Here is a 20801-nt window from a genome sequence, read left to right as displayed (position 1 = left end):
TCGCCTGTGAAGACGTCCGATAACCTCACCGGTGGCCACGTCCAAGGCGGCAAACAGGGTGGTGGTGCCGTGACGAACGTAATCGTGCGTCCGAGTCTCTGAATAGCCAAACGACAGGGGGAGCGCCAGTTGGGTCCGGTTCAGCGCCTGTATCTGGCTTTTCTCATCCACACATAACACCCGAGCCCTGTCAGGTGGGTTCATATACAGCCCAACAATGTCGTGGACCTTGGCCACAAAGTGCGGATCGGTCGACAGCTTAAAGGTCTCCAGGCGGTGGGGCTTTAACCCAAAGGCTCTCCAGATTCGGCTGATGGCCATGGCATTGAGCCCGGCTTCCTTCGCCATCAGGGGGGGTAGACCAGTGGGTCGCACCTTTGGGTTTGGAGTGAAGGGTTTTGTTAATAACCTCTGTCACCTTGTCGTCGTCAATGCTGCGGGGCCGACCACTCCTGGGGGCATCGGTCAGCCCAGCCACCCGGAACTGCTCAAACCGCTTACGCCACTTGCTGACCGTTTCGGCCGTCACGCCCACTCGCTCTCCGATCACACGCCCGGGAAAACCCTCGGTGCTCAACAGGATCATTCGTGCTCGTTGTTGCTCAGCCGCAGGCATCTGCCGGCGACGAACCCACGCATTGAGCTCATCGCGTTCTTCGTCTGTAATAATCAAAGGGGTGACCGGTCGTCCCATTGCAGTAGCTCCCTCGATGCTTTCTGCAATTATAAACTTTAACCATAAAAATTCGACGAACTTTTGTTAAGGGACACTAGTGTCCCGTCTGATTAATTCGCTGATCTACTGAGTGCCTGAACGCTTTGAGAGCAAGGCGCGGTAGCGAAGGGTTGGCGCTCCGGTGGTACCAAATCGAGCTGCTGAAACACCGGTATCAAAGCGTTCAGATGCTCCCGACGGGCGCATCACTTTAATCGGGCTGGGCGCGCACGCAACGTCACGTTATCTACTTAGTGTCGCTCTGGATCGGATGTTTGGCGAACAGACGACAGCGCCGATGCCAAGATACCGGTGGGAACCGCAATCATTCCCAAACCGACCATCAGGATCACGAACGTGAACAACCGGCCGCCAACGGTTATCGGGTAAACATCGCCGTAGCCGACCGTCGTTAGCGTGGCGACAGCCCACCAAAGGCAGTCAAAAATGGATCCGAAGGCTTCCGGCTGGGCCGGATGCTCGAAGTAGTAAATACCAATGGCGGCCAGGTACAACAGCATGACACTTGCCAAGGTGAAAAGAACCAGCTCTTCTTTGGCGATCAGAACCGCGCGCGCGAAACGACGCAAAGCTTGGCTGTAGCGGGTCAGTTTCAGCAGACGCAGCAATCGGAAGAATCGCAGAATGCGAAGCGTCCGCAGATCAACGGCGAAGCTCAGATAGAAGGGCAGTATGGCGAGCAGATCAACCACCCCGAAGAAGCTGAACGCAAACCGCAACGGCCGGTCTGCAGCGTAGAGGCGTGCCAAGTACTCCGTCGTAAATACCGCCACCACTCCATATTCTGAATAACGTAGGAACAGCCGTTCGTCCAATGTGAGATTGGGCAGTGTCTGGAACGAAAAGCTCAACACGGAGTAGATAATCAGCAGGGTAATCCCGATGGCAAACGCGGGATGCTCAAGCAGCCGGTTAAGCTGGGTCTGGCCCGGACGACGAGTGGTCTGTCGAGTTGTGCGCATGGCGTCCTCTGCCTATTATTACGACATAAGCAGGCTATATTTTCAGAAGTCTTGGATGCATGCCAGTAGTTGCGCTTGACCGATAACAATTAATGGGTGCCTCTCTCTCTGCAGAGATTCGAGAAGAATTGCGGAAAGCAGCGGCTCGCTGGGTTGGATGAAAAACTGTGCGATATTTAGACAAGGAACGTTATTCGGAGTGGGTGGTTCGACAGGCACTCTATTGGCTCACGCCGACAACGCGATGGCGGTTGGACGAGACCGAAAACCAATGGGCCGTGGCGTTGGACGACGATTCGTATTCCGCCCAGGCTGAGCTGGATCGTTTGCTCAACGACTTTCTGCTAAGGGAGCGCATCGGCCGCCGGACAGAAACCACCCGATCGGCCATCGCCGACGCGGTCATCCGATCCATCCAGCAACGCCTCTCCGAATCATGATGCTCCCGTTCAATCTGGAACCCTTGAGCGATTCCCGGTACTTCATCAGCAACCTGGCGGGGTTCCACCGGGTCGTGGCTCGAGAAACGTTGGAGCTGCTTGCCGAGCAGGGAGACGGAGTCCTCGACGCTGGTATCAAGCAAGACTTGGCGCGAGGGTTGTTCTTGGCCGACAGCTCAGCGGGTGAGGAGGCCGGGGTGGCCGCTCTTGCCAGTGGCTACGCCCGGCGCCTAACACGGGATCTGGCGTTTCGCCCGACGTTCATGATCGTGCCGACACTGCGCTGTGACCACACTTGCAGGTATTGCCAGGTCAGCCGGGCCGCCCTGGGTGCCGCGCACTCGGACTATGACCTCGACGCCCGCCGGATTCCTCAGGTAATCGATCTGATCGCTCGGTTGGGGACGGCGCCCTACAAGCTGGAAATTCAGGGCGGGGAACCGCTGGTCCGGTTCGATCTGGTTCAAGCGATTTATGATGAAGCAGAAGCGCGTCTAGGCGCCACCGACTTTGAGGTCGTGATCACGACCAGTCTGTCGCTGCTCGATGACACCATCCTGGATTGGGCCAGGGGGCGGCGAGTGGTGTTTTCGACATCCGTCGATGGTACCGAGGTGGTTCACAACCGAAACCGCATCCTGCCGGGCGACAATGCTTATCAGCGAGTGAAACGGGGGATCCGCGCGATCCAGCGGCAGTTGGGGCCGGATCGTGTCGCGGCCGTCACCACCGTCACCAAGGACCTGCTGGCCCATCCGGAGGCATTAATCGAAGCCAGCCAGGAGCTGGGGCTGACCGAGCTGTTCGTACGCCCCGTCAGCCCCTATGGCTTTGCCCAAAAGTCAGGTACCGGGACCTATTCGTTCGACGACTACATGGCGTTCTACGACCGACTGCTGTCGTTGATCATTGCCCACGAGGCAGCCGGTGGCCAACTGCTCTCGGAGTATTCCGGCAAGATCCATTTACAGCGCGTGTTTCAGCCAGATTTCAACGGCTATGCGGACCTAAAATCGCCTAGTGGTTTCCTGTTGGACTGCGTGCTGATCAATTACGACGGCAAGGTGTTCGGCAGCGACGAAGCGCGCATGCTGCAACGCGTTAATCCAGAGCTCGATCTTTCTTGCGGGACCGTGGATCACTTCGACCCCGCGGCCAATCCCGTCTATCACAAGATCCTGAAGGAATCCCTAAACGCGGTGCATCCGGGGTGTGAGCAATGCGCTTATCAGCCCTTTTGCGGAACGGACCCATGCCAGGGCATCAGTGAGCAGGGCGAGCCGGTGGGGGATAAGTCACGGTCGGCCTTCTGCCAGTATCACAAACGCATGTTCAGTTACTTGATCGACCGGTATTACCGTGACCCGGAGGCCCGATCAGTCATGGAGAGTTGGTGTCATGCGTGAGGCCATCCGCCAGGACGTATTTGCGGTGCCCGAGGCGAATTTGGTCCCCGCCGGTTGCTGGGTGCTGCGTAAAACCTTACCGACGACGCCGGACACCTGGCTAAACACCTTGCTGGTGACGGGCAACGGAACCGACGCATCCTCCAGTAATGCTGGGGACATCTGCACGATCCATTCTCCCGAACTGTTTGACAGCATCGAGGATGGGGACGTTGGTTTGGTGAACGGCCGCGGTTCCGTGCGAGTCATATTGTCCCGTCGTGCCAATCACAATACGGTGTTGGTGACCGAACGGTGCGATAACCGTTGTCTGTTCTGTTCTCAGCCCCCCAAGGACCGCAACGACGACGAATTGCTGATGCAGGCGGCGGCCGCCATCATCAGCTTCGCCGGGAACGACGTCATTGGCGTCAGCGGCGGAGAGCCGCTGCTGTATGGCGATGCCTTCCTGAGATTCCTGGAGATCGTTCAGACTCATGCCCCCGAGACCGGATTGCATGTGCTTTCCAATGGGCGCGCCTTCGCCGATCGGTACTTCGCCCGGGCGGTCGCTGAGCGTCTTGAGTCGCCGGTCGTGTTCGGCATTCCACTGTACGCCGCCTTGGCGGAGGTGCACGACACTCTGGTCGGCGCAGCGGGCGCCCATGCCGATACCGTTCGCGGACTGATCAACGCGGGCAACGCCGGCATCCCGATCGAGCTGCGCATCATTCCGACCCAGAAAAACCTGCAGGAATTGGTTCCGCTCCTGGAACTGGCATTACGCTGCTTCTCGGGCCTGCAGCAGGTGTCGGTCATGAATCTGGAGCCAACGGGATGGGCCCGGGCTAACTGGGGCCAGTTGTATTGCGATCCGTCGCTGTATGCTGATCAACTGACAAGTATGGTGCGCCAGGCCGAGGCAGCCGGCCTGCCCATCGCCTTGTTCAATTACCCGCTGTGCCATCTACCGGACACCTTGCACCCCTGGGCCGTCCAGTCGATCTCGGACTGGAAGAATTATTACCCCGACACGTGCAGCGGATGCACAATGCGCCCCGAATGCGGCGGTTTTTTCAGCTCGTCACAGGGGCAATTTCATCAATCGCCGAGGATCATCTCATGAAAAAGAAATGGAGTTTGGCGGCCTTTCTGCCCGGGTTTATTGGGCTGACGGAAAACACCCAGGCGATCACGCTCAAATCGATGGCCGAGCAGGGCAGTGACGATACCCTCAAGCACATCGAAATCGCCCCCTTGCACGTGACGACGCCCCTCTACATTGCCGGACATCGCAGTCACAGCTCCCACGGCAGCCATCGCTCCCACCGATCCTCGTCCGGGGGGTACCGATCCTATTCCACACCGTCTTACCCGTCGACGCCGTCTTCTTCTTCGTCTTCATCCGGTTCGTCGTCCAGCAGCCGATCAGATCCTCTGGGCCAGCCGGCAACGCCGAGCTACACGGCACCCAAGCCATCCCATAAGCAGGTTGCCGATCGAACGGCGCTCATCATGCGCGTGCAGGTGGGGCTCAAGATCATGGGCTATTACACCGGCACCGTGGACGGGATCATGGGGCCGGCCACACGTTCTGCCATCAAGGACTATCGGGAAGAGAAAGGACTGCCCAACGGGCTGATTGATCAGCAACTGCTGAACGCCCTCGGGGTGGCCGCTCCGTGATGACACGCACCTTCCAGGTGATCGTTGCGCTGTTCTGCCTTGGGTGGCTGGCCAAAAACCTGGTGGTGCCGGCCGTGGCTTACTGGCTGTATCAGGACGACTACGTGGCTCTGGCGTCGCAATGCGGCGAGGCCATGGACGAATCCTGGTTCGCCCAGCAGGCGCCGGAGCTGGTGGATGACCGGTCCTCCCAAGTACAGCTGTTGGTCTGCCATGAATACGACAAAACGCGCAAGGTCATGCTGTCCATGGGGCTCAGCGAGTCGGTCTTGGCCTATCTGGGGTTGAAAGCCTTGGAAACGGGTCAGCATTCGGCTCAAGAAATCGTTGAACAACACCGTTTCCAGCAGCGATGAAGCGCTTGTTCTCCAATCTCTATTTAGGTTTGTTGGTGCTGTGCTGGTCCAGCGCTCTGCAGGCCCTCGACCTCGACGATCAGTTGCGGCTGGTCATTCAAGCTTACGGACTCGAGCCGGCGCTCTGCGAGGTAGACGCTCGAGTGGTCAAACACGGTAATCCGGAGCTGGGGCGCCTGCTGTTTAAATCGCCCGTGCTGAGTGGGGACTACGACACGTCCTGTGGCAGTTGCCACCAGGATCAGGTCGCGTTGGCCGATGGCTTGCCACTGGCGGTGGGCGTGGGCGGCGCCGGCAAGGGCAACGAGCGGCTGGCCAGTGACGGTGTGGTGGTCCCGCGGAATGCCTTTACGCTGTTCGGCCGTGCCAGTGCCGGATTCAACACCTTCTTCTGGGACGGCAAAGTCATGGAGATCCAGGGCAAAATTTACTCCCCACTGGGAGAGGGTTTTGCTCAGGGATTCCGCTCGCCCCTGGCGGTGGCCGCCGTGCTCCCCATCCTGGCCCGCGACGAGTTTCTGGGCCGCCAGGGAATGCTTAACGGCAACAGCCACCTTGAACGCATTAATAGCGCGTATTACGCCGATAAGGTGGCGGCCGCCAACCAGGTGCTGCAGGAGATCATCCGTAACCCGGAGGATCCAGTCGTCCGTGAACTGCGGGCGTTACTGGCCGCCCGGGGCCAAACGCCCGACGATTTCGACCTGACCATGGTGGGCAATGCACTGGCCAGTTTCATCGCGCAGAAAACAGCGGAGTGCCCGCAAACTCGGTGGGAGCGCTATATCGAAGGGGATCCTTCGGCGCTAACAAAAACGGAGAAGCAGGGCGCCGTGATCTTTTTCGGCAAGGGGCGCTGTGCCGGATGCCACAGCGGTAACCGGTTCAGTGATCTCCAGTTCCATTCCATCGGCGTCCCCCAGGGTGACCTTGGCCCGCATATGCACGGTCAGGATTTGGGGCGGGCGGACGTGACCTATCAAACCGAAGATCGGTACCGATTTCGGACACCACCTCTATGGCTGGTATCGAAAACCGCGCCTTATGGGCACAATGGCCGCTTTGAAACCTTGGACGACGTGGTGCGATTCCATTTGAATCCGATACCGTTTTTCGTCGCCCACAAGTGGACGTCCCAGCGGGAGTCGCTGACCTATGGCAAGGTGCTCGCGTCCCGCTCATTCCGCTTGGGGTTTATCGACATCACCTCCGAGGATGAACTGACGGCGCTGATCGCCTTCCTGAAAACGTTGTAGCAAGGACCGTTGTTCGTGTTCCAGAAAATTGCTGTACTGGTGCTGTGCCTGACATCGATGATGGCCGGGGCCACAGACCTCGTTAAACGCTCTAGCTCGATGCTGTGCCACCCGCCCGCAAGCCCGTACTACAACCGCATCCAACACTACGACGGCTTTCCATCGCTGCAGGCGTGCCTCGACAGTGGGGGCGCTTTACCGAAGGCATTGCGAAGCCGCGCCTCATCCGGGAGGCCGTCGAGTAGCCCATCGGAATACGATCGGGATGCGTTCGGTGCCGGTTGGGCGGACACCGATCATGATTGCCAGTATACCCGAGCCGATGGTACGTCGATTTGGATCGCTTCAACGCATCGGCACCTTTGGTATAAGCCGCTGGCAGCGCCAGAATTTCCTTCAGTTTGAACGAGCGGTGGCCAGAAGTTCGGGGGCCAAGTTCGGCCACGTCCTTGATTTGAAGCAGCGCAATTTCCTGAACGCGCATTCCGAGCTTGAAGCTGATCTGAACCAGTGCGGTGTTCTTTTCCGGATAGCGGTGCTCCTGAATTACATTCAAGAGATGGGCGAACTGCTCGGGTGTGAGCACCACAGCGCCTGCCTGCGTGCAATTGCAGGATTGGAGGGTGAGCACGAAAAACAACAAAGAAACATGTAGTTGGAGTCTGGATATCAAATTAAGTACTTTGTGTGGAAATTAAGTACTTTGCGTGGAGAAATTCAGAACTTTGCGTGGAGAAATTCAGAACTTTGCGTGGAGAAATTCAGAACTTTGCGTGGTCATCCAGCACTTTCTGTGGTCGTCCATTGGTGTCTAAAAGTTATCCACAGATGAATACCAAACTGCGCATAATGTATATTATGTTAAATTGAATATTGGGCCTGAAGTCTGGCTATGCACCTGAGCAATCACGACTCCCTATCTAGGCCCATGCTCTTATCTTTTGCTGGAACAGCAAACGTGAGACAGTCGGCGAAACTGCCCGTACCCTCTCAGGCGTGTTTCTTCTTTATTATAAGCTTCCAACCCGGCCAAAGGATTACTTCCTGCGATGCGATCCATCGTTCTTTTAATCTCTGCGCTCATTGCTGTGGCCGGATGCACGTCCACCCGATCAGTGCCGTCGACCGGCACGGACTTCCATCTCGACGGCTGTACGCCGTTCCTGAATTGCGTGTCGAGTGAGTCTTCCGTTTCTTTATATAAAGTCCCTCGTCTGGCGCTGACCGATCGTCTGTCGGTGGAATCCTGGAGTGGCATCCTGTCTATCGCGCTCGATTTGCGCGGTGCTAGGTTGCAAAGCGCCCGGTTCGGCTATGCGCAGGTTACCTGCTACAGCGATCTACTGCGTTTTCCGGATTATCTGGAGATACTGGTGACGGCGGATGAGCATCATCTTGAGGTCCGCTCCCAGTCGCTGCTGGGGTTCTATGACCTGGGCGTGAATCGCCAGCGAGTCGAAACCCTGCGTCGTCGTCTGCAGGATGCGGGGCTGGTCCTGGATTCCTCGCAAACCGGGGGGCCCGACTAAGGTCCTGGCGGGCTTTGGCTTTGCGGTTGCTTTAAATTACAACTTTAATGACCTCGGTGGCTGTAAAAACCAGCGCTACCCGCCTAGAATTCACACCGTTTTGTTGAAACCCAGCCGAACGTTGACCTTTGAGGCGGTTTTGACTTTATTTTGATATTGTCAGGGTTACCCTAGTCGCGCCGACGCTTCGCGATAATCCGCTCAATGGCAGGAACGACGCATCGATCCCCTCATGCCGTTTCCGTTTCGCTGTTTTAATCGTTTTGTTCATAAGACTTTGGAGTTTCCGCTTTGAAAATTTCTGTCGTCATTCCTGCCAAGGATGAAAGTGAGAATATTGAACCACTTGTGGCAGAAATCCATCAGGCGATTGACGGTGTCGTGCCGTTTCAGGTGATCGTCGTCGATGACGGCAGCACCGATGGTACCGGTGATGTTGCGATCGAGACCGGTAAGCGTCTTGGCTGCGAGGTGAAATGCGTCCGTCACCAGAACAGCGTCGGTCAGAGCACGGCCGTGCTCACGGGTGTCCGTCACGCGGACGGCGAGTGGATCGTGACGATGGACGGCGATGGCCAGAACGATCCGGCCGATATCCCGGCCATGATTGATTGTGCCAAGACCATGAAAAACGACATTTTCTGCGTCGCCGGTTACCGCAAGGCCCGCAAGGACACCGCCTGGAAGCGGTTCCAGTCGAAGCTGGCCAACCGGGTTCGGGATGCCCTGCTCCATGATGGCTGTCCGGATACCGGCTGCGGTTTGAAACTTTTTCCCCGTTCGACGTTCCTATCGTTGCCCTATTTCGATCACATGCATCGCTTCCTGCCGGCACTGATTCGCAGCCAGGGGGGCGACATTGAGGTGGTGGTCGTGAGCCACCGTGATCGCCAGCGTGGCCAGTCGAAGTATTCCGCCTGGAACCGGGTCTGGGTGGGTATTGTCGATCTGTTTGGCGTGATGTGGCTGCAACGGCGCGCCAAAGTGCCCGTGATTGCCCGTGTAGACGATACAAAGGCCGGCTAGCGATGCGTTTCCTGAAAAAAGTGTCCGTCATGGTGATCGTGATGGCGCTGGCTGCTTTTGTGGTTCAGCAGGACTGGCTGGCCCACATTGCCGATAGCCAGTGGGTCGCCGATTACCTGGCCCGGGAAGGCTGGCCGGCTTTCCTGCTCATGTCCCTGGTGGCGATCGCCTACACGGCAGCAGGCGGCCCTCGTCAGGTGCTCGCCTTTGTCTTTGGTTACGCGCTGGGCGGTTGGATCGGAATGGCGGTTTCGACGGTATTGACGACGTTCGGTGCGATGGTCTGTTTCCTGGTATCCCGTTTCATGATCGGAGATTGGGCGCGGCGCCGGTTTGGCAAACGCCTGGATAAGGTCCAGGTGTTGCTGGGCGAGAAGACGGCCCTGAAGGTGCTGATGATCCGGCTGCTTCCGGTGGGCAGCAACCTGATCACCAATCTTCTCGCCGGTGCCACGCATATCCGTCTTTTGCCGTTCCTGGCCGGCAGTTTTGTTGGCTACATCCCTCAAATGGCCGTTTTTGCGCTGTTGGGCGCGGGCATCGGGGTGTCCGACCATCGCAAGATGATCCTGAGCATCGTGCTGTTTATCGTCGCATCCATTATAGGCATCTACCTCTATCGCACTCGCAGCAGCCGACAAATCGGTGAACTGGTTACAAAGGATCTGTGAAGTCCCATGAATCGTTCGGTATCCCTGTCGCAACAAATCTATGAAACGCTGACCAGTGACGAATACAGCCGCGTTGTCTGGTTCCTGCTGGCCTTCGCCGCCATCCTGATTTTCCTGGGCATCGGGCTGCGTTCGCCGTGGCCTGCCGACGAACCCCGGTTCGCGGAAGTCGCCCGGGAAATGGTGGATTCCGGCCAGTGGCTGATTCCCATGCGCGGTGGTGAGCCCTATCCGGACAAGCCTCCGGTCTTCATGTGGTCGATCGCGTTCTTCTACTGGCTGACGGGCAGCCTGAAAGCCGGTTTCCTGCTGCCGAATGCCATTTGCGGCCTGGTGACTGCGTTCCTGGTGTTCGATCTCGGAGCCCGCCTCTGGAGCGTTCGCGTTGGCCGCAACGCCATGCTCCTGCTGCTCCTGGCGCCGCAGTTCGTCGTGCAGGCCAAGAGCGCCCAGATCGACATGATGGTGGCCTGCTGGATCACGATCGGCTGCTATGGGTTGCTGCGCCACTTTATGGTGCGTTCATCCTGGGGCTGGTATTTCACGGCCTGGGCGTTCATGGGACTTGGCATTATCACCAAGGGCGTGGGCTTCCTGCCGGCCCTGATGATGATCCCGGTGCTCTATCTGGCCTGGCGCCGGCCTGACGCCCTGGTGACGAAGCCGACCTGGACCTGCCTGCTCGGGCCTGTCGTGATGCTGCTGGTCGCGGCGGCCTGGCTGGTGCCGATGGTGCTGTACGTCAATGCCAGCGGTTCCGAGATGTTCATGCAGTACCGCGACAACATTCTGTTCAAGCAGACGGCAGAGCGTTATGCCCATTCCTGGGGTCATATCCAACCCTGGTACTACTTCATTGCCAACGTGATTCCGTCGCTGTGGTTCCCGCTGCCCTTGATGCTCCTGGCGGGCCTGGGGCGCCTGCGCGATGCCTGGAAAAACGAGCCCGGCGTGTTCCTGATGCTGGGCTGGATCGTTCTGGTCCTGTTTTTCTTCAGCATGAGTCCCGGCAAACGGGGCGTCTATATCCTGCCGGCGCTACCGATGTTCGCGCTGTCGCTCGCTGCGATGTACACCGGTTATCCGCTGGCACGCTGGTTCCGGCCGTTGATGGGTGGCATACAGGCGGTTCTCGGCGCCGTCCTTATCACCGTCGGTGTCCTGGCCTGGTTCAACCTGCCCAAGCTGGTCGAGAAGGCATCGGACTACACCAAGGATTTAAGTCTGTTGCACGAGGCCGGCAGTCTCCTGATTGTGGCGGGCCTGATCTGGCTGTTGACGTTGCTCCTCCTGCGCAAGCAGCACGCCCTTCTGCGCCTGTTGGCTGCGATGTCGTTGACATGGGTGTTGCTGTCAACCTGGGGTTACTCGGTCCTGGAGCCGTTCCGGACACCCAGAAATGTTCTTGCTAACGTCGAGAAAACAGTTGCCGGGAACCCCGGCGCTCAACTTGGTCTCATCAAATTTAAGGAACAGTTCATCTTGTTCTCTAAACTGGATGTCACCCAGTTTAGCTATTTCAACTCACTTCGCGAGCAGGAGCGCCTTGCTTGGGAGTGGATGAAGCAGCGGGATGATCGTTACGTGCTCGTCGGAGATGAGGACAAACTCGAGTGCTTCCGAGTAAAGAAAGGCCAGCCCATGGGTGTCGCCCACAGCGAGAACTGGATACTTCTGTCCCGGGATGCCATGACGCCGACCTGTCCGACGCCGGATCCGGACAAGCGAGAGATTTTCCACATACCGAATCCCGGTCGATGGCTGGACTAACGGAATAGCGCGGGCTTAGATCCTTTAAACGAGGTAATTATGGGGCGTTCCAAGATGTTGTCGCCGACAATGACCAAGTTTCGTTTGATTCTTCTGGTCTCTGCCTTCCTGATGCTGGTGGGTAATCAACAGTTTTTTACCAACATTACCCGCGTGTACCCGCTGGACTGGTCGACACTGCCATTCCTGGCCTCGATTGCCGTCGTATTCACAGCGGCGCTCGTATTGCTGTTGTCGCTGGTGTGTTTCGGGCGAAGCACCCGCCCTATCCTGATTGTCCTGCTCATGCTGTCGTCGTTCGCCGCCTACTTCATGGACAGCTACAACGTGGTGATTGATGCGGACATGCTCAGCAATGTCGTGCACACCAATGTTGACGAGGCCAGCGATCTTTTCTCGTGGCGCCTGGTCGCCTATGTGTTGCTGATCGGCGTGTTGCCCTCCGTGTTTGTCTGGCGGGTGCGGATTGAGCCGGTACCCTTCAGGAAGGATCTGCTGTCTTCCGCCAAGATGTTCGGCGGTTCCCTGGCGCTGGCGGCCGTGCTGATTGTCAGCCTGGGTAGCTACTATGCGTCGTTCTTCCGTGAGCACAAGATTCTTCGCTATTACGCCAACCCCACGTTCTATATCTATTCAACGATCAAGTTCGCCGGACGCTATATCGACTCCGCGCCCAAGGCGTTTGCCACGATTGGTAACGACGCTCACATTCCGCCGGAGGATAACGATCGTGAACTGGTCATCATGGTGGTGGGTGAAACGGCACGCGCCGACCATTTCTCGCTGAACGGTTATGAACGGGACACAAATCCGCGCCTTGAGAAAGAAAACGGTCTCGTCAACTTCAGCAATTTCTGGTCGTGCGGCACGTCCACGCAGGTCTCTGTGCCCTGTATGTTTTCAGATTTAACCCGGGACGATTACTCTGAGGACGATGCCGAAAATACATCAAATGCGTTGGATTTGTTGGCTAAATCCGGAGCGAACGTGCTGTGGCTGGATAACAACTCCAGCTCAAAGGGCGTCGCCGACCGGGTTGAATACCACAGTTATAAATCGTCCGACCTGAATCCGGAGTGCGACGAGGAAGAATGCCGGGATACCGGAATGCTGACAGGCCTGGATGACTACATCCGCAATCATCCCAAGGGTGACATTTTTATCGTGCTTCACCAGATGGGCAACCACGGGCCGGCCTACTACAAACGGTATCCCAAGGAATTCGAGCGATATACTCCCGTCTGCAGGACGAGTCAGCTTGAGGAGTGCAGCGAGGAAGAAATAATCAACGCCTACGACAACGCAATCCTCTACACGGATTACTTCCTGGATCGGGTGATAGATGTCCTGAAACGTCATACGCCCGAGTTCGAGACAGCGATGTTCTACCTCAGCGACCACGGTGAGTCACTGGGGGAATACGACGTTTACCTGCATGGGCTTCCTTACATGATTGCGCCGGATGAGCAGAAACACATACCGGCCCTGATGTGGTTCGGCAGCAGCTATGACGGCGTGGACGTGAGCGAGCTGCGCAAGCACAAGGACGATCGTTTCAGCCAGGACAACGTGTTCCACACGCTCCTGGGGCTTCTTGAGGTGCATACCAACATCTACGAGCCGAAGATGGACATCCTCCACTCATCCCGGGTACCCGATGAATGGGAAGAACACGATGCTTCATCCGTCGCGTCCCAGCCGGAATCGTCCGGGCAGAATGGCAGCACGAACTGAGCGTGAACGAAAAAGGGGCGCCTCATGGGCGCCCCGCTTCTTCTGCATCGTCTCTCAGGATCACTTGATCCAACGATCCCCCCAATGCGTCACGTCACGTGCCTGCTCAACCGACAGGGCCCGTGCGCCAAGCGTGTTTTCCGTTGATTCGGCCGCGGTGATCTCATCATCGATAAGGCGCGTCGACAGCGACAACCAGCTTGTCACGAAAGCCACGGCGTCTGCGTTGATCTCATAGGCCTCATCATCAAGGTTGGTAATGTCGTCACAGGCCGAGTGATAGCAGGGATCGAAGGCAACACCGGCTTCCCCACCAAACTTGGCGGCCTGTTCTTCGGTCTTCAGCACTTCGGCGCCGGTAAAGAGGCCGCCGAAGGCGATGCCGTTATCGAAGTACGCCGCATAGTCGGACCGGAAATCGATTTCCGTGCCTTCTGACGGCAGGCCCCGCAGGTTGAAGTATTCCTCGAACAGACCCTCGATAGCCGCGGACCCGGGAGGTCCCTCCAGTCCGAAGTCGGAGCCGTCACCGTCGTAGATGAAGTAGGCGAAATTGGGCGAGGCGATCATATCGAAGTTCAGGTACGCCTTGATCTGCCCTTTCTCCTCTTCTGACAGGCTGTCGACATAGTAGGTCGAACCGACCAGGCCGGCCTCTTCCGCGCCCCACCAGGCGAAACGCACCTGGTTGCGTGGATGCGCTCGTTTCATCTGCAGCGCCAGTTCCAGCAGGGCCGCTGAGCCGGACCCGTTGTCGTTGATGCCGGCACCGTCATAGACGGAATCCAGGTGGGCGCCGACCATCACGACGTTGTCCGGGTCGCCGCGTCGGGAGTGGGTGACGACGTTATAGGTTTCCGTCTGCTCCCGCACCACATTGGCGACCATATTCAGCTCCAGGCCATCGGTCTGGGCCCAGGTCACGCCGTTGTCGTAGGTCGCGAAGAACACCGGGACGCCTCCGGAATAGTCCTCACCCAGGGTGGCGCTGATCAGCCCGGTGCGATCCTCGGTATCGCCCTGGTTGAAGATGATCACCCCGACAGCCCCTGCGTTCGCCGCATTCTCGGCCTTCTGGCCGAAGGTGCAGGCACCCCGCTGCACCAGAGCAATCGCCCCTGCCGGAAAGCCGGTAAAGTCGGCCGGCTCGCAACCGCTGGTCGAGGCGTTGCCGGTACCCAGGTCCAGATCCACCGGTACCACCGGACCGGTCACGTCACCCGGCTCGGTCTGCGACAGATAGTTGAAGTCCTCTTCCCAGACATAGCTTTCCGGCGCGGGAGCCGTTGCGGCCAACTCGCCCTCCGCTTCCGGATAGAATGCAGTGAACGGGAAGGTCTGGACCGTGACGTCATAACCGGCGCCTTCCAGCGTCGATTTTACGTAGTCGACTGACGCACTATAGCCGGGAAGCCCGGCTGCCCGATTACCGTCATTGGCCTGTGCGATACCATAAAGCATCTGCTCGTGGTATTTGATGTTGTCCACCTGCATGCACCGCGGCAGGCCGAATGGCGTGCTGTTGAGGATGCCTGCCCGACATTCGAAGAAGCCCAGGTGATCCGGACTCCAGAAGCGGTTGAGTATATCGCTGGTCGACGGTTGGTAGGACGGCAGCTCTGGGGCCGCCTGCAAGTTGAAAGCAAGAAGGCATGACCCCAATCCCAGGGCCACATTCGATATTGCCAGTTTCATTTTTCGTCTCCAATCCTAGGAGTTTATTCCCGGCAAGGGCAGCGTGGGGTCTCAGATCGACTCCGAAAATCCCCCGGCTTCCCTGCCGCGCTGGCACCACTGCGTCCTTCGGTGCTGAGAGAAATACTAGACGTGATTCCGCCCGTACGAAAATTAAACATATACCAAAAGTGGGGGTAAGCCGGGCGGGTCAGCGCCAGGGACGCAGCCTGAGCGTGTGTGATAAGGTTTTCTGAACTTTGTTGCTAAGGATCAGGTATGTCGCAGTCCACACTCGCCCTCGCCGATGCGCTGCCCAAGGCGGAGCTCCATATGCACCTCGAAGGCAGCCTGGAGCCGGAGATGATGTTCGCCCTCGCCCGCCGTAATGGCGTGGATCTGCCCTACGCGGACGAAGAGGCGTTGCGCCAGGCCTACCAGTTCAACAACCTGCAGGAATTTCTCGATCTCTACTACAGTGGGATGTCGGTCCTCCAGACCGAGCAGGATTTCTATGACCTGACCTGGGCCTACCTCGAGCGCTGCCAGGCCGACAACGTCATCCATACCGAGGTTTTCTTTGACCCGCAGGCTCACCTGGAACGGGGCGTTGCCTTTGGCACCCAGTTCGAGGGTATTTACCGGGCGCTTAGCGACGGGCGTGACAAGCTGGGCATCAGCTTCCGCCTGATTCTTTCCTTCCTCCGCCACCTGAGTGAAGAAAGCGCCTTTGAAACGCTGGAACTGGCCATGCCCTACCTCGACCGGATCGACGGCGTAGGCCTCGATTCCTCGGAAATGGGACACCCACCGGACAAGTTCGAGCGGGTCTTCAGACGCTGTCGGGAGTTGGGCCTGAAAGTTACTGCTCATGCCGGCGAGGAAGGTCCGCCCGACTATGTCTGGCAGGCCATCAATCAGTTGGAAATACAGCGTATCGATCACGGCAACCGCGCCTTGGAGGACGAGGCACTGACCGCCCTGATCGCCGAGAAGGGTCTGACCCTCACGGTCTGCCCCCTGTCCAACCTGCGGCTCTGCGTAATCGATAGTCTTGCCGATCATCCGCTGACGACCATGCTGGACAAGGGGCTGCATGTCACCCTGAACTCCGACGATCCCGCCTACTTCGGCGGTTACGTCAATGCCAACTTCCACGCCATGATCGAGCACCTTCACCTGACACCCGAGCAGGTCGTCCAACTGGCCCGCAACAGCTTCGAGGGAAGCTGGCTGAGCGACGCCGACAAGCAGGCGGCGCTGGCGCGGGTTGATGCGGTCTGGCAGGCCCGGAAGCCAAGTTAGCCTGCAGCAGTCGTCCGAAGTTTCCTGTATGGCGCCCGGGATACGGGCTCGTTTATAACGTAAGGATTCCGTTCCATGGATTCCGGCCAGCGAGGATAAGGAGACCATGACGACCTGGTTGATAGCCAACCCCAAGGCCGGCGACGGCCAGCGTGGCGCCGGTTTCTGGCAGGAACGGCTCGCTCGCGCAGGCGTGACCGGCCTGACTGTCTGCGACTTCGATCAGGACGACTGGATGGAGCGCGTCAGCGCCGATGACCGGGTCCTCGCGGCCGGTGGCGACGGCTCGGTAAACCGCGCGGCGTCCCTTTGCCTGCGCACCGGCGCCACCCTCGGCATCCTGCCCTCCGGAACCGCCAATGATTTCGCCCGCAACCTGGGATTACCCGATGACCCGACGGCGCTGTGCGAGCTGGTCGCCAGCGGCCGGACCCATTGGCTGGATGTGGCCGGCTTCGACGATCAGATTTTCCTCAACGTGGCCCACATTGGCCTGGGCACATGGCCGGTGCGGGAGTCGTCCAGCCAGACCAAGCGCCTTCTGGGGCGTTTCAGCTATGTGGCGACCCTGCTGCGAAAGGTCCGGGACAAACGCGGGTTTCGCGCCGTTATCGAGTGCGAGAGCGGCGTCGTGGCCGGGCGCTGGTTGTCTATTGTCGTGGCCACTGGCGCCTTTTTTGGCGGCGGCAACGAGATACCCGAGGCCTCCGCCAACGATGGCCAACTGGATATCGTTGCGGTGAAACCCCGTTCGTTGATGCGACTGTTCCTGACGTTTCTGCGGGTGCGAATCTTCCGGCGCTCGCCGGGCCAGACGGACACGGTGGTTCATCTGAAAAGTCCCTGGTGCCGCATCGATACCCACAAGCCCAAGACGGTAACCGCCGATGGCGATGTGGCCGGAAAGACGCCACTGGATGTGACCTGTCGTCCCGGCTGCCTGAAAGTCATCTGCGAACAGGTGGTCTGTACCTGAGCATCGTCACAGCTTTCAAAGTCAATGACAGTCTCCATATCAAATACGCCGTGGTGACGTTCGACGAGCCCGCGTGCATACCCGATTTGGCATTTATGGCATCTTTTATGTCGAATTTGCCACTCTTGTAGAGGGTTGGATACTGCCAGTATGGCGTCTCATCTATGAACCTTTTCAACAATCGTCTGCGCGCCCACGGGCGCCGTATAATGATAGTGATGTCTGCAAGACAGGGGGATACACCCATGGAACGCAAGATGTTGCTCGGCTTCGGCCTGGTTGCCGCCGGACTTCTGCTCAGCGGCTGTGCCACTACCACCGATAACGGCATCTCGGTGAAATATGCGACGGACAATCTCCAGGACCGGATTATCGTGTCGTCAGAGCTTTACGATCAGCCTTTTACCGGCTACCCGTCGCCATCGGACTATTTCTTTGCGGCTTCCATCGATAAACGGAGCGGCGAGAAATTCTATCAAATCAACCTGCTGGTCAATTCAGAGGACTGGAGGCGGTGGGACCAGCTGCAATTCCGGAAGAACGGTGAGCCGGTTACACTGCCCATTGCATGGCAGGGCACCGACATGACCTGCACGGATTACGGCTGCGCCCACACCGAATACGGCGTCGCCAGCCTGGATGAGCCCACCCTTGAGTACATCGCCGGGCAGGACCGTCCGGTGGAGGTGCGAATGGGGTCATCCCGTGTCGACAGCCACCTCGACGTCCAGTTGTATCCGGACGAGGCACGGGCTTTCCTGACCAAAACCAGTCGTCTGCCGATGTAAGCGGACGCCATTAATCCAGATATCCACCGACAGCCTGGACGATTTCCGGGCTGTCGGGCGGTGACACCCAGACAGCCAGCGCCGTCTGCGTCTGCCCTGCTTCCGGTCTTGGCGGCAAGGTGACTGACCACGGCGAACCGCCATCAGGGTGCGTCACATCCAACACCACAAAATCATGGTTCAGCTCACGCCCCCGGTTTTCACCGGCCTTGACCCGGGTTTTCATCCCTATGCCGAGATAGGCAACGTTTAGCCTCTGCCCTGGCTGGTAGCCGGTAAACTCCACCGTCAGCCGCGCCTGCCCGTCCAGTGTTGCGGTCATCCTGCCGACCTTGGCCGGTGTCGACTGCCAATCCCGTTGGCCCTGGAACCAGTCGCGCCATTCGTGGCTGTTGATGACGATCCCCGGTGTGTAGACCTGGCTGACGTCTCCCGAGTCGACGTATTGGCGTTGGCGGGCGCTGAAGGCCGGATCGGCCATGCGATCCTTCCAGCCGATGTAATCCCAGTAATCCACATGGAACGCCAGCGGGATGAACGACTTGAACAGGCCGGGCCGGGATTTGAGTGAAGACAGCCAGCGGTCGGCGGGCGGGCAACTGCTACAGCCTTCCGACGTGAAGAGTTCGACGGTATCCGTTGATTCCGAACCACTTTCCCAACGCTTGAGCGGCTCGGCAAACACAGCGCCGGAAAGGCTGAAAGCAAGCACAGGGAGCAGGAATCCTTTGACCAGAAACCGCCTGGACAGTGGCATGGCGAAGACCTCCGACGTGATCCGTTGCCGCGTGGCGACGTGGCGTGCAACCCGTGTTCCTCTGGTTCGAGTGCCAGGTGCCGGGAAGGTTCCCCAGGGGAGCCATTATGGTCGGTTTGCGTCGATGTAAAGCATACATCATCGGCCAGGCGCTCCCTTGTTGACCGGGATTAACGACGACATTCGCCTTTCGCGGCGCGTGAAGGTACCCTTCGCGCACCGCGACCAGCCGTCCGTCCATGGAAAGACCTTGTTCTGAATGAGAAACCTGTCTCCCGTTACCTATATCGTCAGCATCACGATGGTGCTGCTCAGCATCTTTATGGCTATACCGGCCTTGCTCTATCTCGGCGAGGCGGATTCCAATACGACCGCGTTTGCATACCCTGCGCTGGGCATATTCATCGCCGCATCGGTCGGGATCCTGCTGACCCGCCACCGCTCTCACCGGCTCCAGCCCCGTTACATGTTCGTTCTGACGGTCAGCAGTTGGCTGATCATCTCCATTCTCTGTGCCCTGCCCCTCTACTTCAGCAACCTCAACCTGTCGATGACCGATGCAATCTTCGAGAGCTTCTCCGGGATCACCACCACCGGTTCGACGGTGCTGAGTGGCCTGGACACCATGTCTCCGGACATCCTGCTGTGGCGCTCGATCATCCAGTGGATGGGCGGCATCGGGATCATCGGCATGTTCGTCGCCGTTTTGCCGTTCCTGGGGATCGGTGGCATGCGCCTGTTCGCAACCGAGTCGTCGGAATGGACGGAGAAGGCCTTGCCGCGAATGAAGAGCCTGAGCCGCGGGCTGCTGTTCGTGTACTGCGCCTTGACCCTGGCCTGCATCCTCATTTACTGGGTGTCCGGCATGAGTCTGTTCAACGCCGTCAACCACGCCTTTACCACCATCTCCACCGGTGGCTATTCCACCTCCGATCAGTCCATGGGCCAGTTCAATTCCAACCTGATCCTGTTTGAAGCCTCGATCTTCATGGCCCTGGGCAGCATGCCCTTTTTCCTGTTCGTCCGCGAGCTGCATGGGCAGCACTGGGTCCTGTTCCGCGACCAACAGGTCCGTGCCTTTCTCGGGCTATTGATCGCCGCAGCGCTGGTCATGACGGTTTACCGGCTCTGGATGCATGAGGAGCATCCGTTGGGGCTTTTCGTTTCCGCGCTGTTTAACGTGACGTCGATCGTGACGACCACCGGTTATGCCTCCGAGGACTACCTGCAGTGGGGATCGTTCACGAGCGTGGCGTTCTTCTTCCTGACGTTCATTGGCGGGTGTTCCGGGTCGACCAGCGGCGGCATGAAGATTTTCCGCTTCCAGTTGTCCTTCATGGTGCTCAAGGAACAGTTCCGGCGTTTGCTGCACCCCCGGGCGGTGCTGACCCGGAATTTCAACGGACGGGCGGTGAGCGATGAGATCATCGCCTCGATGATTGCCTACGTGTTCGTCTTCCTGATGGGCATGGCGGTGATGACGCTGGGCCTGTCGTTGATGAACGTGGACCTGACGACCGCGTTGACGGCGTCGATAACGGCCCTGACCAACGTGGGTCCGGGACTGGGGCCGGTCATCGGGCCGGCGGGTAACTTCGCGTCCCTGCCTGATGCGGCCAAGTGGATTCTCAGTGCCGGCATGATCCTCGGACGCCTGGAGCTATTGAGCGTGATTATCCTCTTCTCGCCGGCGTTCTGGCGGACCTGAGCCCCCCGTCCCCACCGGTTTCTCCTGGACTGGCTGGCGGCC

The 20801-nt window shown here is 58.5% G+C and carries 20 protein-coding genes and 1 pseudogene; 16 read left to right on the top strand and 5 right to left on the bottom strand.

All coding sequences use genetic code 11. The features are described 5' to 3' along the window. The 3 genes and pseudogenes from EZI54_RS25130 to EZI54_RS19685 form a co-directional block, all read right to left on the bottom strand. Positions 1-348: pseudogene (locus tag EZI54_RS25130) on the bottom strand (IS630 family transposase); the annotation flags it as partial. Then, a complete protein-coding gene (locus tag EZI54_RS25125; protein WP_242674534.1) occupies positions 260-586 on the bottom strand; it encodes a helix-turn-helix domain-containing protein in 327 nt (108 codons plus the stop codon). The pseudogene EZI54_RS25130 and the gene EZI54_RS25125, both read right to left, overlap by 89 nt. 380 nt (positions 587-966) lie before the next feature. Continuing rightward, the gene (locus EZI54_RS19685) at positions 967-1698 is read right to left on the bottom strand and encodes an ion transporter (RefSeq protein ID WP_131483588.1); all 732 of its coding nucleotides are present in this window, start codon (positions 1696-1698) and stop codon (positions 967-969) included. Positions 1699-1865: 167 nt separating this feature from the next. Here EZI54_RS19685 and hxsD point away from each other — a divergent pair, with 167 nt between their 5' ends. The 12 genes from hxsD (at position 1866) to EZI54_RS19625 (ending at position 13551) form a co-directional block, all read left to right on the top strand. After that, positions 1866-2138, top strand: a complete 273-nt coding sequence (gene hxsD, locus EZI54_RS19680; RefSeq protein WP_131483587.1) for a His-Xaa-Ser system protein HxsD — start codon at positions 1866-1868, stop codon at positions 2136-2138. Then, a complete protein-coding gene (gene hxsB, locus EZI54_RS19675) occupies positions 2135-3544 on the top strand; it encodes a His-Xaa-Ser system radical SAM maturase HxsB (RefSeq protein ID WP_131483586.1) in 1410 nt (469 codons plus the stop codon). The genes hxsD and hxsB overlap by 4 nt, the downstream gene beginning before the upstream one ends. Next, complete coding sequence (hxsC, locus tag EZI54_RS19670; RefSeq protein ID WP_131483585.1) at positions 3537-4649, top strand: His-Xaa-Ser system radical SAM maturase HxsC; 1113 nt, start codon at positions 3537-3539, stop codon at positions 4647-4649. The genes hxsB and hxsC overlap by 8 nt, the downstream gene beginning before the upstream one ends. Next, positions 4646-5209: a His-Xaa-Ser repeat protein HxsA gene (gene hxsA, locus EZI54_RS19665; RefSeq protein WP_131483584.1), complete on the top strand. Its 564-nt coding sequence runs from the start codon at positions 4646-4648 to the stop codon at positions 5207-5209. The genes hxsC and hxsA overlap by 4 nt, the downstream gene beginning before the upstream one ends. Continuing rightward, entirely contained in the window at positions 5209-5565 is a 357-nt protein-coding gene (locus tag EZI54_RS19660; protein WP_242674533.1) for a TIGR03982 family His-Xaa-Ser system protein, read from the top strand. The genes hxsA and EZI54_RS19660 overlap by 1 nt, the downstream gene beginning before the upstream one ends. Positions 5566-5600: 35 nt before the next feature. Further along, entirely contained in the window at positions 5601-6821 is a 1221-nt protein-coding gene (locus EZI54_RS19655; RefSeq protein WP_207389279.1) for a His-Xaa-Ser system-associated MauG-like protein, read from the top strand. 298 nt (positions 6822-7119) lie between these two features. After that, positions 7120-7476 (top strand): hypothetical protein, encoded by a 357-nt coding sequence (locus EZI54_RS24515; protein WP_165495814.1) that lies wholly within the window; start codon positions 7120-7122, stop codon positions 7474-7476. Positions 7477-7870: 394 nt separating this feature from the next. Beyond that, positions 7871-8350 carry a DUF1499 domain-containing protein gene (locus EZI54_RS24510; protein ID WP_165495813.1) on the top strand — a complete coding sequence of 160 codons (480 nt, stop codon included), beginning with the start codon at positions 7871-7873 and terminating at the stop codon, positions 8348-8350. 291 nt (positions 8351-8641) lie between these two features. Then, positions 8642-9376: a glycosyltransferase family 2 protein gene (locus EZI54_RS19640; protein WP_242674532.1), complete on the top strand. Its 735-nt coding sequence runs from the start codon at positions 8642-8644 to the stop codon at positions 9374-9376. 2 nt (positions 9377-9378) lie between these two features. Continuing rightward, a complete protein-coding gene (locus tag EZI54_RS19635) occupies positions 9379-10047 on the top strand; it encodes a TVP38/TMEM64 family protein (RefSeq protein ID WP_131483581.1) in 669 nt (222 codons plus the stop codon). 6 nt (positions 10048-10053) lie between these two features. Beyond that, positions 10054-11817 carry an ArnT family glycosyltransferase gene (locus EZI54_RS19630; RefSeq protein ID WP_131483580.1) on the top strand — a complete coding sequence of 588 codons (1764 nt, stop codon included), beginning with the start codon at positions 10054-10056 and terminating at the stop codon, positions 11815-11817. Between the two features lie 69 nt (positions 11818-11886). Next, positions 11887-13551, top strand: coding sequence for a phosphoethanolamine transferase (locus EZI54_RS19625; protein WP_131483579.1), 1665 nt, complete (start codon positions 11887-11889; stop codon positions 13549-13551). A 60-nt stretch (positions 13552-13611) separates the two neighbouring features. Here EZI54_RS19625 and EZI54_RS19620 read toward each other — a convergent pair whose 3' ends face one another. Further along, positions 13612-15246, bottom strand: a complete 1635-nt coding sequence (locus EZI54_RS19620; RefSeq protein ID WP_131483578.1) for a M28 family metallopeptidase — start codon at positions 15244-15246, stop codon at positions 13612-13614. Positions 15247-15504: 258 nt separating this feature from the next. On the opposite strand from EZI54_RS19620, the gene EZI54_RS19615 reads away from it, so the two are divergent. The 3 genes from EZI54_RS19615 to EZI54_RS19605 all read left to right on the top strand — a co-directional run bounded on the left by EZI54_RS19615 (position 15505) and on the right by EZI54_RS19605 (position 18294). Then, positions 15505-16530 (top strand): adenosine deaminase, encoded by a 1026-nt coding sequence (locus tag EZI54_RS19615; RefSeq protein ID WP_131483577.1) that lies wholly within the window; start codon positions 15505-15507, stop codon positions 16528-16530. A gap of 106 nt (positions 16531-16636) precedes the next feature. Further along, complete coding sequence (locus EZI54_RS19610) at positions 16637-17506, top strand: diacylglycerol/lipid kinase family protein (protein WP_131483576.1); 870 nt, start codon at positions 16637-16639, stop codon at positions 17504-17506. A 245-nt stretch (positions 17507-17751) separates the two neighbouring features. Further along, entirely contained in the window at positions 17752-18294 is a 543-nt protein-coding gene (locus EZI54_RS19605; RefSeq protein WP_131483575.1) for a hypothetical protein, read from the top strand. Positions 18295-18304: 10 nt separating this feature from the next. On the opposite strand, the gene EZI54_RS19600 is transcribed toward EZI54_RS19605, so the two are convergent. Continuing rightward, the gene (locus EZI54_RS19600) at positions 18305-19051 is read right to left on the bottom strand and encodes a DUF1223 domain-containing protein (protein ID WP_131483574.1); all 747 of its coding nucleotides are present in this window, start codon (positions 19049-19051) and stop codon (positions 18305-18307) included. Positions 19052-19310: 259 nt separating this feature from the next. Here EZI54_RS19600 and EZI54_RS19595 point away from each other — a divergent pair, with 259 nt between their 5' ends. Next, on the top strand, positions 19311-20759 hold the full coding sequence (locus tag EZI54_RS19595; RefSeq protein WP_131483573.1) for a TrkH family potassium uptake protein: 1449 nt from the start codon (positions 19311-19313) through the stop codon (positions 20757-20759). Positions 20760-20801: the final 42 nt, after the last annotated feature.

Source organism: Marinobacter halodurans (assembly GCF_004327985.1).
Taxonomy (GTDB): Bacteria; Pseudomonadota; Gammaproteobacteria; order Pseudomonadales; family Oleiphilaceae; genus Marinobacter_A; species Marinobacter_A halodurans.
This window is presented reverse-complemented; position numbering and strand designations above follow the sequence as displayed.

Bases quoted from the DNA above. Each gene is read 5' to 3' on its own strand.
- EZI54_RS25125 (WP_242674534.1), bottom strand. From the start codon at position 586: ATGATCCTGTTGAGCACCGAGGGTTTTCCCGGGCGTGTGATCGGAGAG.
- EZI54_RS19685 (WP_131483588.1), bottom strand. From the start codon at position 1,698: ATGCGCACAACTCGACAGACCACTCGTCGTCCGGGCCAGACCCAGCTT.
- hxsB (WP_131483586.1), top strand. From the start codon at position 2,135: ATGATGCTCCCGTTCAATCTGGAACCCTTGAGCGATTCCCGGTACTTC.
- hxsC (WP_131483585.1), top strand. From the start codon at position 3,537: ATGCGTGAGGCCATCCGCCAGGACGTATTTGCGGTGCCCGAGGCGAAT.
- hxsA (WP_131483584.1), top strand. From the start codon at position 4,646: ATGAAAAAGAAATGGAGTTTGGCGGCCTTTCTGCCCGGGTTTATTGGG.
- EZI54_RS19660 (WP_242674533.1), top strand. From the start codon at position 5,209: ATGACACGCACCTTCCAGGTGATCGTTGCGCTGTTCTGCCTTGGGTGG.
- EZI54_RS24515 (WP_165495814.1), top strand. From the start codon at position 7,120: ATGATTGCCAGTATACCCGAGCCGATGGTACGTCGATTTGGATCGCTT.
- EZI54_RS24510 (WP_165495813.1), top strand. From the start codon at position 7,871: ATGCGATCCATCGTTCTTTTAATCTCTGCGCTCATTGCTGTGGCCGGA.
- EZI54_RS19635 (WP_131483581.1), top strand. From the start codon at position 9,379: ATGCGTTTCCTGAAAAAAGTGTCCGTCATGGTGATCGTGATGGCGCTG.
- EZI54_RS19630 (WP_131483580.1), top strand. From the start codon at position 10,054: ATGAATCGTTCGGTATCCCTGTCGCAACAAATCTATGAAACGCTGACC.
- EZI54_RS19625 (WP_131483579.1), top strand. From the start codon at position 11,887: ATGACCAAGTTTCGTTTGATTCTTCTGGTCTCTGCCTTCCTGATGCTG.
- EZI54_RS19620 (WP_131483578.1), bottom strand. From the start codon at position 15,246: ATGAAACTGGCAATATCGAATGTGGCCCTGGGATTGGGGTCATGCCTT.
- EZI54_RS19615 (WP_131483577.1), top strand. From the start codon at position 15,505: ATGTCGCAGTCCACACTCGCCCTCGCCGATGCGCTGCCCAAGGCGGAG.
- EZI54_RS19610 (WP_131483576.1), top strand. From the start codon at position 16,637: ATGACGACCTGGTTGATAGCCAACCCCAAGGCCGGCGACGGCCAGCGT.
- EZI54_RS19605 (WP_131483575.1), top strand. From the start codon at position 17,752: ATGGAACGCAAGATGTTGCTCGGCTTCGGCCTGGTTGCCGCCGGACTT.
- EZI54_RS19600 (WP_131483574.1), bottom strand. From the start codon at position 19,051: ATGCCACTGTCCAGGCGGTTTCTGGTCAAAGGATTCCTGCTCCCTGTG.
- EZI54_RS19595 (WP_131483573.1), top strand. From the start codon at position 19,311: ATGAGAAACCTGTCTCCCGTTACCTATATCGTCAGCATCACGATGGTG.